Source organism: Enterobacter cloacae complex sp. SHL020 (assembly GCF_049236945.1).
GTDB lineage: Bacteria > Pseudomonadota > Gammaproteobacteria > Enterobacterales > Enterobacteriaceae > Enterobacter > Enterobacter dykesii.
The window spans coordinates 393,455-406,259 of the sequence record NZ_JBMKJF010000004.1 but is presented as its reverse complement, the minus strand read 5'-3'; the positions used below and the strand labels follow the sequence as shown (position 1 = coordinate 406,259).

Annotated in this window: 10 protein-coding genes and 1 pseudogene; 2 read left to right on the top strand and 9 right to left on the bottom strand. The window is 56.5% G+C overall.

Annotated elements, in window-relative coordinates; all coding sequences use genetic code 11:
- The first annotated feature begins 35 nt into the window (after window positions 1-35).
- Window positions 36-590 carry a GNAT family N-acetyltransferase gene (locus ACOTZB_RS13430; RefSeq protein ID WP_126330768.1) on the top strand — a complete coding sequence of 185 codons (555 nt, stop codon included), beginning with the start codon at window positions 36-38 and terminating at the stop codon, window positions 588-590.
- Between the two features lie 96 nt (window positions 591-686).
- On the opposite strand, the gene pbpG is transcribed toward ACOTZB_RS13430, so the two are convergent.
- Both pbpG and ACOTZB_RS13420 read right to left on the bottom strand, forming a co-directional pair.
- Window positions 687-1,610 carry a D-alanyl-D-alanine endopeptidase gene (gene pbpG, locus ACOTZB_RS13425; RefSeq protein WP_023312453.1) on the bottom strand — a complete coding sequence of 308 codons (924 nt, stop codon included), beginning with the start codon at window positions 1,608-1,610 and terminating at the stop codon, window positions 687-689.
- A gap of 167 nt (window positions 1,611-1,777) precedes the next feature.
- Window positions 1,778-2,365, bottom strand: a complete 588-nt coding sequence (locus tag ACOTZB_RS13420) for a Yip1 family protein (protein WP_033146018.1) — start codon at window positions 2,363-2,365, stop codon at window positions 1,778-1,780.
- 157 nt (window positions 2,366-2,522) lie between these two features.
- On the opposite strand from ACOTZB_RS13420, the gene ACOTZB_RS13415 reads away from it, so the two are divergent.
- Complete coding sequence (locus ACOTZB_RS13415) at window positions 2,523-3,095, top strand: DedA family protein (protein ID WP_126330772.1); 573 nt, start codon at window positions 2,523-2,525, stop codon at window positions 3,093-3,095.
- Between the two features lie 60 nt (window positions 3,096-3,155).
- Here the strand turns inward: ACOTZB_RS13415 and ACOTZB_RS13410 are convergent, their stop codons facing one another.
- The 7 genes and pseudogenes from ACOTZB_RS13410 to dusC all read right to left on the bottom strand — a co-directional run bounded on the left by ACOTZB_RS13410 (window position 3,156) and on the right by dusC (window position 12,694).
- Window positions 3,156-3,920, bottom strand: a complete 765-nt coding sequence (locus ACOTZB_RS13410; protein ID WP_193806179.1) for an SDR family oxidoreductase — start codon at window positions 3,918-3,920, stop codon at window positions 3,156-3,158.
- A gap of 50 nt (window positions 3,921-3,970) precedes the next feature.
- Window positions 3,971-5,389, bottom strand: a complete 1,419-nt coding sequence (gene mdtQ, locus ACOTZB_RS13405; RefSeq protein ID WP_421627375.1) for a multidrug resistance outer membrane protein MdtQ — start codon at window positions 5,387-5,389, stop codon at window positions 3,971-3,973.
- Between the two features lie 326 nt (window positions 5,390-5,715).
- A complete protein-coding gene (locus tag ACOTZB_RS13400) occupies window positions 5,716-7,110 on the bottom strand; it encodes a glycoside hydrolase family 1 protein (RefSeq protein ID WP_023312458.1) in 1,395 nt (464 codons plus the stop codon).
- 12 nt (window positions 7,111-7,122) lie between these two features.
- Window positions 7,123-9,089: pseudogene (gene bglF / locus ACOTZB_RS13395) on the bottom strand (PTS beta-glucoside transporter subunit IIABC).
- A 24-nt stretch (window positions 9,090-9,113) separates the two neighbouring features.
- Complete coding sequence (licT, locus tag ACOTZB_RS13390; RefSeq protein WP_421627373.1) at window positions 9,114-9,947, bottom strand: BglG family transcription antiterminator LicT; 834 nt, start codon at window positions 9,945-9,947, stop codon at window positions 9,114-9,116.
- A 166-nt stretch (window positions 9,948-10,113) separates the two neighbouring features.
- On the bottom strand, window positions 10,114-11,460 hold the full coding sequence (locus ACOTZB_RS13385) for a carbohydrate porin (RefSeq protein WP_421627371.1): 1,347 nt from the start codon (window positions 11,458-11,460) through the stop codon (window positions 10,114-10,116).
- 301 nt (window positions 11,461-11,761) lie between these two features.
- Window positions 11,762-12,694 carry a tRNA dihydrouridine(16) synthase DusC gene (gene dusC / locus ACOTZB_RS13380; RefSeq protein ID WP_045888710.1) on the bottom strand — a complete coding sequence of 311 codons (933 nt, stop codon included), beginning with the start codon at window positions 12,692-12,694 and terminating at the stop codon, window positions 11,762-11,764.
- Between the last annotated feature and the right edge of the window lie 111 nt (window positions 12,695-12,805).

The window sequence follows — 12,805 nt, the reverse complement described above, 5'->3', positions numbered from 1 at the left end:
TTCTCCGGCTTTCTATAACGAGGAGCGGGCACATCATGTCGGCTATTGATGTTTTATCCGAGACCGAACTGGAAGTGCGCGATGCCCTTCCCGATGATGTGCATGCCATCGCCGCGATCTATGCCTGGCATGTGCTGCACGGGCGCGCGTCATTTGAAGAAGTCCCCCCTACCATCGACGAAATGCGTCAGCGTATGAAAAGCGTGGCTGAGAGCGGTTTACCGTGGCTTATCGCGCTCTATCGCGGCATCGTGGTGGGCTACTGCTACGCCACGCCTTACCGCCCGCGACACGCCTACCGCTATACCCTGGAAGAGTCGATTTACGTGGATGCCAGCATCACCGGGCGCGGTTTTGGCTCGGCACTGATGGATGCGCTAATTGAACGCTGCGAGCAAGGGCCGTGGCGGCAGATGATTGCCGTAGTGGGAGATGGCAATAACAACGCCGGTTCGTTACGCCTGCATAAAAAACATGGCTTCGTGATTGTCGGTCAGCTGCGTAGCGTAGGCTATAAGAAAGGCGACTGGCGGGATACGGTGATTATGCAGCGCTCGCTCAACGACGGTGACTGGACGCTGCCGGAATAAACGCAGTGCGGTCTGGTGCCCTCACCCCGCCCCTCTCCCACAGGGAGAGGGAGAAAACATAAAAAACGGTAACATGCGTTACCGTTTTGCTTTTACCTAATCGTTCTGCGCCGTCGCCATCTGTTCCGCTTTCTGTTTTTTATACGTCAATGCCGCGGCCGGCACGGGCTGGACTTTCCCGGTTTCAATCCAGGTACGCAGGCGGCTTGCGTCCGCGAAGTGGGTATATTTGCCGAAGGCATCCATCACCACCAGCGCCACTGGCTTACCGTTAAACACGGTGCGCATCACCAGACAGTGTCCTGCCGCGTTGGTAAAGCCGGTTTTCGTTAACTGAATATTCCAGTTATCGCGGTATACCAGATGGTTAGTGTTGCGGAACGGCAGCGTATAGGCCGGGTTCGCAAAGGTCGCCATCTCTTCACGCGTGGTGCTGAGCTGACCAATCAGCGGATACTGTTTGCTGGCAATCAGCAGTTTCGTCAGATCGCGGGCCGTGGAGACGTTGTTGATCGACAGACCCGTCGGTTCAACGTAGTGCGTATTGGTCATCCCCAGCGCTTTGGCTTTCGCGTTCATCGCGCGGATAAAGGCGTCATAGCCGCCCGGATAGTGGTGCGCCAGGCTCGCCGCCGCGCGGTTTTCAGACGACATCAGCGCCAGCAGCAGCATATTCTTACGGCTGATCTCACTGTTCAGGCGCACGCGGGAGTAGATCCCCTTCATCTCCGGCGTGTGGCTGATATCCACTTTCAATTTTTCGTCCAGCGGCAGATGGGCATCAAGCACCACCATCGCGGTCATTAATTTGGTTATTGAGGCGATCGGGCGCACCAGGTCCGGATGGCTGGCGTAGATCACCTTATTGGTGTTGAGATCGACAATCATCGCGCTGCCGGACGCAATTTGCGGCTGAGCAGCAGCGGCGGTCACCGCGGGCGTTTTAGCGACGGCCGGCACGGCAGCGGACGCGCCCAGCAATAGCGCCAGGCTAAGTAAAGAGACTCGGAATTTCAGCATGGTGAGACTTCTGATAATTATTCACGCACGTCATGACGTACACCGCCTGTATCAACGGATAAACACAGGCTGGCTTCGGCATCATAGCGGTCACCGGGCGTTGTCGCCAGCGGATAATCGTGAACAGATGCTGCATTGCTGGCATTTACGCCAGCAATGCAGTGAACTCAGAAGAGACGGTATCCGTAACCCCAAAGAATAACCGTCAGCGCCAGTAGCGCCTCCAGCACCAGCACCCCAATGGCGAGCGTTGAACTGGAAAAACTCAGGCCTTCTTCTTTATTGATATTCAGGAAGGTTGGAACCCCCAGATACAGCAGATACCCGGTGTAAAAGAGGGCAATAGTACCGATCAGCGCGCACAGCCAGACCAGTGGATAGAGCGCAACAATACCGCTTAAGAACAGCGGGGTCGCGACATATCCGGCAAAGACCATACAGTGCGCCAGCGATGGACGTTGCGGGTAGTTACGCGCCATCCAGTGAATGACACGCCCCATTATCGCCACACCCGCCAGCATCAGGCCATAAAAAACGATGGCCAGATAGAGCCCGGTAAACCAGGAAAGCTGAACCACGGTGCCATCACCGAAGTTCCAGCCGATTTGTGTTGTTCCGATAAAAGCGCATATTACCGGCACCGCCGCCATCAGCAGCACGTGGTGCGTGTAATGATGCGAGACCGTTTCGTTCTCACTTTTAATGACATGCATTTCACGATCGGGATGGGAGAAAAGTCCCCAGACATGGTTCATAGCGCCCCCTTGTTGTCGGCCCGTCAGCGATACCTTAAGTATAATGCAGGCTTTAGATTATTTTATGTACAGTGGGAAATTTCCGTTGATTTCCCCGCTGTTGATTCATGGGGTATATGATTAAACGAGGTATGCTGAGGGAGATAACATTTACGTAATGGATATTAACGCACTCATTGAACAATATGGATATGCCGCGCTGGTCGTCGGTAGCGTGGCGGAAGGTGAAACCATCACGCTGTTAGGCGGAGTCGCCGCGCATCAGGGCTTACTGAAATTCCCGCTGGTCGTCGCCGCGGTCGCGCTCGGCGGAATGATTGGCGATCAGCTGCTCTACTTTCTCGGGCTGCGCTTCGGGCCCACGCTGCTTAAGCGTTTCGCAAAGCATCAGAAGAAAATCCGCCGCGCTCAACGGCTCATTCAACGTCATCCCTATCTGTTCGTCATCGGCACGCGCTTTATGTATGGCTTTCGCATTATCGGGCCGATACTGATTGGCGCCAGCCATCTGCCGCCAAAAATTTTCCTGCCGCTCAATGTTCTTGGTGCGATAGCCTGGGCGCTGATCTTTACGACGCTCGGCTACGTCGGGGGCGAAGTGATTGGCCCGTGGCTGCATAATCTCGACCAGCACCTGAAACACTGGGCGTGGTTGATTCTGGTGGTGGTGGCGGTGATTGGGGTCAGGCTGTGGCTGAAGCACCGGGATAAGACGCGGGATGAGGAGTAGCCGGGCGCGGCCTGATGCCCGCACCCTAACCCTCTCCCACAGGGAGAGGGAGAAAGTAACCTACCCCTCCGGCTTAAACTGCGGGTTCGCCAGCATAAAGCCCCCGTCGACAATAAACGATTGCCCCGTCGTGTAGCTGGCGTCGCTGTCGCACAGCCACGCCACCAGGCTGGCAATCTCTTTGGTGTGGCCCGGCCGCGCCAGCGGGATTTCAGGCATTGAGCCTTCCTTCACTTCGCTGTCGTCCATGTCGTTCATCGGTGTGGCAATGGCGCCCGGCGCGACGGCGTTCACCAGAATGTTGTGCTTAACCAGTTCCATCGCCATGGATTTGGTTAACCCGCCGAGCGCGTGTTTTGCCGCCGTGTAGGCGCTGGCCTCCGGCAGCGGCGTGTGCTCATGCACCGAGGTAATGTTCACAATCCGCCCTCCTTTCCCCTGCTTCACCATCTGCCGGGCGGCAATTTGTGAGCAGAGAAACGCGCCGTCCACGTCGACGGTGAAAATGTTCCGCCAGTCATCAAACGGCATATCAAGGAACGGCGCTTTGGTCATCGCTCCGGCATTGTTAACCAGCACGTCCAGCCGACCAAAACGCGCAATCAGCGTTTCAATAGCCTTTGCGCCTTCCGGCAGCGTGCTTAAATCAAGATGGATAGCCTCTGCGCGCTGCCCCTGCCCCTCAACTTCGCGGCAGGTTTCCAGCGCCCCTTTTTCATCCGAGTGCCAGGTGACGCCAATATCAAACCCGCGCTCTGCGAGCATCAGCGCCGTGGTTTTACCAATCCCGGAATCCGATGCGGTCACTATCGCTACTCTGGTCATACTCACCTCCTGAAAAACTGCAAAGAGGTAAGTATAGATAATGACCATTTTTAGCCATGATGATAGCCGCCGCCCAGCGCCGACGTGAGCTGCAGCGTGGCATCGACATACTGGCCTTTCAGCAACAGTCCGGCGAGGTCTTCCCTGAGGGCCGGTATTCTGGCTTCACTGACCCGCGAGCCCGCAACAATCCCCGCGCTGAAACGCGCCTGCGCCAGCGCCACAACCCGCGCGGCATCTTTTTTGACCTGCTGCTGATGGCGGTTCTTCGCCGTCAGCGTTTCGACTTCACTGGCCGTGCGCGCCACCTGATTGACCGCTTCGACCACCGCTTTGTTGTAGTTCGCGACCGAGAGATTGTTCTGCGCCTGGGCGATATCAAGGCTGGCGTTCAGCCTGCCGCTGTCGAAAATCGGCAGCGTAAGCCCGGCTGTCAAGCCCATCTGCTGCGCTGAAGCGCGAAACAGATCGCTCAGATGGAGAGCATCCTGCTGTAAGAACGCCATCAGGTTCACGTCAGGATAGAAAGCCGCTCTGGCGGCCTCCACCTCGCTCATGGAGGCTTCGATATACCAGTGCGCCTCCTGAAGATCCGGACGGCGTGCCAGCAGCTCATAACCGAGCGTCGGCGGTAACGAGGCCTCTACCGTCGGCAGCGCATGGCGCGTAAGCGTTACGGAGGAAGAATTCGTCAGCGCGACCAGACGCGCCTCAACGGCTTTCATCTTCCCGTTGACTTCTGCCAGCTGTTCTTCGGTTTTGTTGGCGTTGATATCGGTTTCCACCCCTTCCACGGAGGAGGTGATCCCGTGCTGATACAGCTCGCGGTCGGCGCCGATAATATTGTCCTGCTCATGTTTGATCTGCGCGAGAACCTCCCCCGCGGCGGCCTGAGTTTGCCACTCCCAGTAGAGCCGCGCCACGCTGCTGGCCAGCAGCTGGCGGGTTTGCTCCAGTTCCGCTTTTTGCGCATTCACTTTGCCAATCCGGGCCTCGACCCGGGCGCGATTTTTTCCCCACAGATCGAGTTCCCAGCCTGCGGTCAGGCCAAAGGTGCCGTTGGTGTACCACGGCCCGGTGGTGCCTGCAGCCGGGTCGGTAAGGGCAAAAGGCCCCATCAGCCCTTCGGCGGACATTTTCTGGCGTTCCGCATCGGCGGAAAAATCAATCTGCGGGCCGTCAGCGGCCATTGCGGCTTTGGCCTGTGCTTCGGCAAGCATAATGCGCTGACGGGCAATCTGCATATCCGGTGCATCGCTCAACGCTTTCGCAATCAGCCCATTAAGCTGGGGATCTTTATACGCTTTCCACCACTCATTTTTCGGCCAGTCCTGATGATTCAGAACCGTATTCACCGACGCCGCAGCGGTTTGCGTTTTAAGGGGAGATACCGTGGCATGTTCAGGCGCACAGGCTGCCAGAATAAAAGCGAAGGGAGCACTCAGAGATAAAATAAGAGAACGTTTCATGACGCCATACACTCAAAAAATAAAGGCGCACGTTACGCTCGATATCGTTCATTTTTTTAGTAACGCGTGGCAATCCGCAAATTGTCATACATTTTAATACCCGGAAATTTATTCCCAAAGAGAATGATTAAATCCAATGCATTCACGCCAAATATAAATACGCTGCTACACTTATTCAGGACATACATGAGCGGGAGAAAGGAATGAAAATATTACTGTGGGTTATTTTAATTATATTTCTGATAGGGCTCTTAGTGGTCACCGGCGTATTCAAGATGATTTTCTGATCTATTTGCCCGGCTCTGCGCCGGGCAACGTTCCCGATATCAGACTTTCAGCGAAGCCCCTTTCGTAGCAATAACCTCTTTATACCAGTAGAAACTTTTCTTACGGCTGCGCGCCAGCGTGCCCTTTCCGCTGTCATCGCGATCGACGTAAATAAAGCCGTAGCGCTTAGAGAGTTCAGCTTTAGACGCGCTCACCAGGTCGATTGGCCCCCAGCTGGTATACCCCATCACCTCAACGCCGTCTTCAATCGCTTCACGCACCTGCACCAGATGGTCGTTAAGGTAGCTGATGCGATAGTCATCCTGCACCACGCCGTTCGCATCCGGTTTATCCTTCGCCCCCAGGCCATTTTCCACGATAAACAACGGCTTCTGATAGCGATCCCAGAGCACGTTTAACAGGGTACGCAGGCCGATGGGGTCAATCTGCCAGCCCCATTCGGAACTGGCCAGATGCGGGTTAGGCACCATGCTCAGGATGTTGCCGCGCGCCTGCTGGTTGAGGGCCTCATCCGCGGTGACGCAGCCCGTCATGTAGTAGCTGAAGGAGATAAAATCGACGGTCGATTTCAGCGCCTCGCGGTCGGCATCCGTTACCTCAAGCTGAATACCGTTGTCGCGGAAGAAGCGCTGCATATACCCCGGATAGGCGCCACGGCACTGCACGTCGCCAAAGAATTGCCACGCGCGGTTTTCCTGCAGCGTCTCCAGAACATCTTCCGGTTTGCAGGTCAGCGGGTACATCAGGCCGCCCAGCAGCATGTTGCCGATTCTGGCATCCGGGATAATCTCGTGGCAGGCCTTCACGGCCAGCGCGCTGGCCACCAGCTGATGGTGGATCGCCTGATACACCTCCCCTTTACTGCTGGTTTCCGGCAGGCCCACGCCGGTCATCGGCGCGTGCAGAGACATATTGATCTCGTTGAAGGTCAGCCAGAGCTTCACCTTCTCCTTGTAGCGCGCAAACACGGTGCGGGCGTAGCGCTCGAAGAACCCAATGGTCTGGCGGCTGCCCCACCCGCCGTACTGCTTCACCAGCCCCCACGGCATTTCGTAATGCGAGAGCGTCACCAGCGGGGTAATGTTGTGCGCGGCCAGCTCGTCAAACAGCCGGTCGTAAAACGCCAGCCCCGCTTCGTTAGGCTGCTGCTCGTCGCCGTTCGGAAAAATACGGGTCCAGGCAATGGAGACGCGCAGGCAGCTAAAGCCCATCTCAGCGAACAGTTTGATGTCTTCCGGGTAGCGGTGATAGAAGTCGATGGCGACGTCCTTGATGCCGCTGTCGCCCGCCACGCGCTCAACCACCGGGCCGAAGACCCCCTGCGGCTGAACGTCTGAGGTGGACAGCCCTTTCCCCTCCTCCAGATACGCGCCTTCTACCTGATTCGCGGCAACCGCGCCGCCCCATAAAAAATCGTCCGGGAAAGTTTTCATCACGTTCTCCTGTTATTGATGACTTACGCTGAGTAATGGCGCACCGGCATTGACAGACGTTGCCGCCACGGTCACCACGTCACGATACTCATCGCTGTTACTGATAATGATCGGCGTCGCCAGGTCGTATCCGGCATCGATAATCGCCTGTCGGTCAAACTCCAGCAGCAGATCGCCGGGCTGTACCCTGTCGCCCACCTTCACGTGGGCGGTAAACGGTTTACCATCGAGTTTTACGGTGTCGATCCCCACGTGGATCAACACTTCAATCCCGCCGTTGCTGAGCAGGCCGATGGCGTGTTTGGTCTGAAACAGCGAGGCCACCACGCCGGCAAACGGGGCCACCACTTTGTTATCCGAGGGAATAATCGCGGCACCGCTGCCCAGCAGGCCGCTGGCAAACGTGGTATCCGGCACCTGGTCGAGGGCCAGAACGGTGCCGGTCATCGGTGCCAGCACATCGTTTTCACCCGCTGGCGCAACCGCCTCGGGCGCTGCGCGTCCCGGCATACCGGCCACCAGCGTCAGGCCACAGCTCAGCACCAGCGCTACAGCGGTGCCGATCACGCCGCCCCACAGCGTGGCGTTTACCCCACCCGGCGGAATCATCTGGGCGATGGTAAAGATATTGGCGAAGCCGAAGGAGTAAACGTGGGTGTCGCTGAAGCCGACAATCGCCCCGCCGATTGCCCCCGCCACGCAGCCAAAAATAAACGGGCGGCGCAGCGGCAGGTTTACGCCATAAACGGCCGGCTCGGTAATACCAAATATCCCTGCCGTCACCGATGAACCCGCCAGCATTTTCTGACGGGCATCGCGGGTACGCAGAAAGATCCCCAGCGCGGCCCCTACCTGACCAAATACCGCGGGCAACAGCATCGGCAGCATGGAGTCATGCCCCAGCACCGCCAGGTTGTTAATCATCAGCGGCACCAGCCCCCAGTGCAGGCCAAAAATAACGCAGACCTGCCACAGCGCGCCCATCGCCGCGCCCGCCAGCCACGGTGCCAGAACGTAAATACTCTGATAGCCGTTCGCCAGCATCTGGCTCAGCCAGGTCGCCAGCGGCCCGATAACGAGGAAAGTCAGCGGCACGGTCACGCCCAGACAGATCAGCGGCGCGAAGAAGTTTTTCATCGAGGACGGCAGCAGCCTGGTGCTCTGTTTTTCCAGCCAGCAGCTCACCCACGCGGCGAGAATAATCGGGATCACCGACGAGCTGTAGTTAAACCAGGTGACAGGAATGCCCAAAAAGGCGTCCGATACCGCGCCCGGCTGCTGGCTGGCGTTAAACGCCGCAATCATCATCGGATGGGTGAGCGCCCCGCCGATCACCATGGTAATAAACGGGTTGCCGCCGAATTTTTTCCCGGCGGTATAGCCCAGCACCAGCGGGAAGAAGAAGAACAGCGCGTCGCTGGCGGCGAACCAGATTTTATAGGTGCCGCTTTCGATGGTAAGCCAGCCGCACACCACCGCCAGCGCCAGCAGCCCTTTCAGAATACCGGACGCGGCCAGAATGCCGATAAACGGGGTGAAGATCCCGGAGACGATGTCAATCAGGCGGCCCAGCAGATTCCCTTTTTCGCCCTTCTCTTCCAAGACGGGAGCGTCATCGGTAAGGCCTGCCTCATTGCGCACCGCCTGCCAGACGTCGTGGACGTGGTTGCCAATCACTACCTGAAACTGGCCGCCGCTTTCGACCACCATGATGACGCCCGGGTTTTTCTTCAGCCCTTCCGCATCCGCTCGTTGATTCTCTTTCAGTTTGAAGCGAAGCCGGGTGGCGCAGTGCACAAGACTGACGATGTTCTCTTTTCCGCCAACGTGGCCGAGAATATCCTTCGCTAAAGCCTGGTATTCCATCTCGATTTCCTTACATCCGATGCCTGCAGGCACCTGTTGACTGAGTACAAAAAATAAAAAAACCCGAGAACGTCCTTCTTACGAAGGCCGCGCTCAGGTTTTGCCTGCTTGATGCAGTAACAATCCTGTTTTGAGGCTTAACGCCCCTCTTTTCTCACCCGCTCGATATGAATGGCGAGGAACATAATTTCTTCGGTCGTCAGCTCACGCTGATAGCTTTTGTTCAGGTGCTGAGCGATTTTCTCGGCGCATTTCCACGCCTTCGCGTAGTTGTCTTTTACCGCCGTATGCAGCGAGACGTCGTCATCTTCCACCACGGTGCGGGTCAGCATCCTCTGGGCAAAAAACTTCAGATGCGTGACAAAACGCTGATAGCTGAGCGAGTCTTCATCGTACTCAAGCTGCAGCTGATACTTCACCAGCTGCAGGATCTCCTGCATCACCCGCGTCACGTGCATCACTTCCGGCATTTCGCTGTTCAGCTGCGCGGTGACCAGATGCAGCGCGATAAACCCGGCCTCATCCTCCTCCAGTTCGACGTTAAGGCGTCTGGCGATAATGGCCCGCGCATCCTGCCCTAATTCGAACTCCTTCGGATACAGCCGTTTAATATCCCACAGCAGCACGTTTTTGATGGCCAGCCCGTTCTTCTGCCGCTCAATCGCAAAGTAGCAGTGGTCGGTGAGGGTGATATACAAACTCTCCTGCAGCTTGCCCAGCCGCTGCGCCGCCAGCCCGATGATGCGGTCGCAGGTGGTCATTACCTCCAGCGGAATTTGACTCAGCAACTCCCCGAGTCGACGCACCAGCTCATCACTTTGTAACGCAAACACCTTTTCAACCAACGCGGTATCCAGCGCTTCACCGACGCGCTTCTGAAAGGCCAGCCCACGGCCCATCACCACCTGTTCGCGCCCGCGCTCATCCTGAACAACCACCACATTATTATTGAGTATCTTGGCGATTTTCATCTGAACCCCAGAAACAAAAAAACCTGACCTCCGGCAGATGCCAGAAAATCAGGTTTTGCCTGCCTAAGCAGTAACAATCCAGTTCTGGCACTCTATCAGTTTCATTCATAGCCTCAATGCATCACGCGTCAGAAACGTGACGCGGATCGACATTGCAACGGTGATATCAGAAGCTCACCACAGTTTTCAGCTCGGTAACCCAGGCATCCTGGGTGCGACTGACGCCGCCAGGATGGTGCCAGTACTGAATGCCCGGCTGCAGCTCAAGCCACGGCACGGGACGAAAACGGTAGTAAAACTCGCCGTTCAGGGAATGGCCCGGCACCGGGTGATATGCCGGATTGTTGTAATCGCTAACGCCGCTCACGCTGTTTAGGTAACGTTGGTTGCGGGCGTACTGGCTGCTCATATCAATCCAGGTTAGCCCGAAGCCAATCCAGTCTTCCGGTCGCGCGTCAAACAGCCCGCGGTAGCGCAGCGAGGCGGCGTAAACCTGGTGCATGTAGTTAGTGCTTTGATCTGCAAGGCTCATGCTGAAAGAGGTGCTCAACCCGCGATTCGGATCATCCTGATGCTGCGTAAGCTGCTGGTTCAGCCCGGCGTACATGAACCAGGTCCGGCTGTGGGTATCAAAGCCGTTCGGGTCCGTCGCCCCCGCACCGCCGGATTTGCCGCGATAGAGATCGGTTTGCGGCGCGTTGGTAAACACCACGCCCAGGTTGTACGCGCCCGGCAGGCCGTTAATCAGCGGGCGCGCTTCGATTTCAACCGGCAGTAAAACCCCTTTGCTGCCCTTCGTCGACCAGCTCCAGGCGTGGCTGCGGCTGGAGGCCTCGGGATTTTGCTCCATCACGCCACCTTTTAAGGTCAGCGTCGGCGTTAATTTATACGCAAGCGTGGTGCCCCAGGTGTGAACGTTCCAGTTGTTCCACGTCAGCGAGTTGGCTGACTTGCCGCCGCACTGCGAAAGCAGCTGGAAATCACAGGGGATGATTTGATCGAAGGTCTGCACCTTGTTCATCATCCCGATGCGCCAGGTCAGACGCCGGTCGTCAAAGCTGCGGGCAAAGGTCAGCCAGCCCAGGCGGGTAATGGACTGTCCGCCCCAGCTCTCCTGGGTCAGATCGTTAAAGTTAACGCGCGGGTCCTGCACGCGTTTGGTGGTGAGGTCGTAATTGTGGTTACGGTTGACGATGTTCCCTTCGATACGCGCGTCCGGGATACCGGTCCAGCGCTCCAGGTCCTGGTTGAAGGTCAGCGCAAACTGGTCAATATAGGCCACGTGGGAGTCGTGGTTATAGCCACCGCCTCCGTTCCAGCCAATTTCATTCAGATATCCGAGATTCCAGGTAAAACCGTTATCGTTGAGGATTTTACGTATGCCGAGCATTTCGCCCAGAACAGGCTCCGGAGGAGCTTCAAAGCCTAATACCGTTCCGTTCCAGTCCTGCGCCACCGACAGCGGGGATATCGTCAATAAGGCGAGCGCATAGAGTTTATTTTTATATGCCATGATAACAACCTGTGATTGAGTATTTTGTGCGTAACCGGCCGCAGGAAATTTTTCTATTTCCTGTCGATATTTCATTTTTTAAAATCAGTAAAAAGCGCTAAGCCAAATTTCTCTCCTGAGTAAACGAGAGGCAAAAAAAAACCTAAGCGCTCCACAGCGAAAATGCTGTGAAACGCTTAGGTTTTGCCTGTTAGCCAGTAACAATCCTGCGTTAAAAACAGTGGCACCTTAACACCGTCGCGCCACGTTGAAAACCAGAACTGTTTTCTGCTTTAAAAAAGTGTGAGCAATTTAACGCTTATTATTTTGACTGAATCACCCGGGCAATATCAGACGAAGTCTGTAATGTCCGAATCTCCTGAAATAACCCCAGCGCTTCATCGTACTCTTTGCGTAAATAACTCAGCCACTGTTTAATTCGCGCGACGTGATACAAACCGGTATCGCCCTGCTTTTCCAGTCGGCTGTATTTTTGCAGCAGCGTAACGACGTCTGCCCACGGCATTCGCGGCTCGTTATATTTCACCACCCGGCTGAGGTTCGGCACATTCAGGGCGCCGCGACCGATCATCACCGCATCGCAGCCGGTGGCCTTCAGACAGGCCTGCGCGCTCTCGTAATCCCAGATTTCACCGTTGGCGATGACCGGAATGGTGAGGCGCTTGCGGATCTCACCGATCGCCTGCCAGTTAATGCGCTCGGCTTTGTAGCCGTCCTCTTTAGTGCGGCCATGTACCACCAGCTCGGTGGCCCCGGCCTGCTGCACCGCATCGGCGATTTCAAACTGCCGCGCGTCGCTGTCCCACCCCAGGCGCACCTTCACCGTCACCGGCAAATGCGAAGGCACGGCCTCACGCATGGCTTTCGCGCCGCGGTAAATCAGCTCAGGATCTTTCAACAGGGTCGCCCCGCCGCCGCTGCCGTTAACCAGCTTCGACGGACAGCCGCAGTTGAGATCCACCCCGTAAGAGCCCAGCTCAACCGCGCGGGCGGCGTTCTCCGCCAGCCATTCGGGATACTGGCCGAGCAGCTGGATACGCACCAGCGTACCGGAAGAGGTCCGGCTCTGGTTGTGCAGCTCGGGGCACAGGCGGAAGAAGGATTTTACCGGCAACAACATATCGACCACGCGCAGAAATTCCGTCACGCAGAGATCGTAATCGTTCACCTCGGTCAGAAGCTCGCGCACGAGGGAGTCGAGCACGCCTTCCATTGGGGCCAGTAAAACACGCATAGCAGTACCTGTGAAAAAAGACGCGCTATAGTATCTGCTCTGTATGTATGTGGAAAGCGCGACTTTCCATTCTGGAATGTCTGGTATGCTCAAATTTCATGATGTGATCCG

Coding starts and splice junctions, on each gene's coding strand:
- ACOTZB_RS13430 (WP_126330768.1), top strand. CDS start 36: ATGTCGGCTATTGATGTTTTATCCGAGACCGAACTGGAAGTGCGCGAT.
- pbpG (WP_023312453.1), bottom strand. CDS start 1,610: ATGCTGAAATTCCGAGTCTCTTTACTTAGCCTGGCGCTATTGCTGGGC.
- ACOTZB_RS13420 (WP_033146018.1), bottom strand. CDS start 2,365: ATGAACCATGTCTGGGGACTTTTCTCCCATCCCGATCGTGAAATGCAT.
- ACOTZB_RS13415 (WP_126330772.1), top strand. CDS start 2,523: ATGGATATTAACGCACTCATTGAACAATATGGATATGCCGCGCTGGTC.
- ACOTZB_RS13410 (WP_193806179.1), bottom strand. CDS start 3,920: ATGACCAGAGTAGCGATAGTGACCGCATCGGATTCCGGGATTGGTAAA.
- mdtQ (WP_421627375.1), bottom strand. CDS start 5,389: ATGAAACGTTCTCTTATTTTATCTCTGAGTGCTCCCTTCGCTTTTATT.
- ACOTZB_RS13400 (WP_023312458.1), bottom strand. CDS start 7,110: ATGAAAACTTTCCCGGACGATTTTTTATGGGGCGGCGCGGTTGCCGCG.
- licT (WP_421627373.1), bottom strand. CDS start 9,947: ATGAAAATCGCCAAGATACTCAATAATAATGTGGTGGTTGTTCAGGAT.
- ACOTZB_RS13385 (WP_421627371.1), bottom strand. CDS start 11,460: ATGGCATATAAAAATAAACTCTATGCGCTCGCCTTATTGACGATATCC.
- dusC (WP_045888710.1), bottom strand. CDS start 12,694: ATGCGTGTTTTACTGGCCCCAATGGAAGGCGTGCTCGACTCCCTCGTG.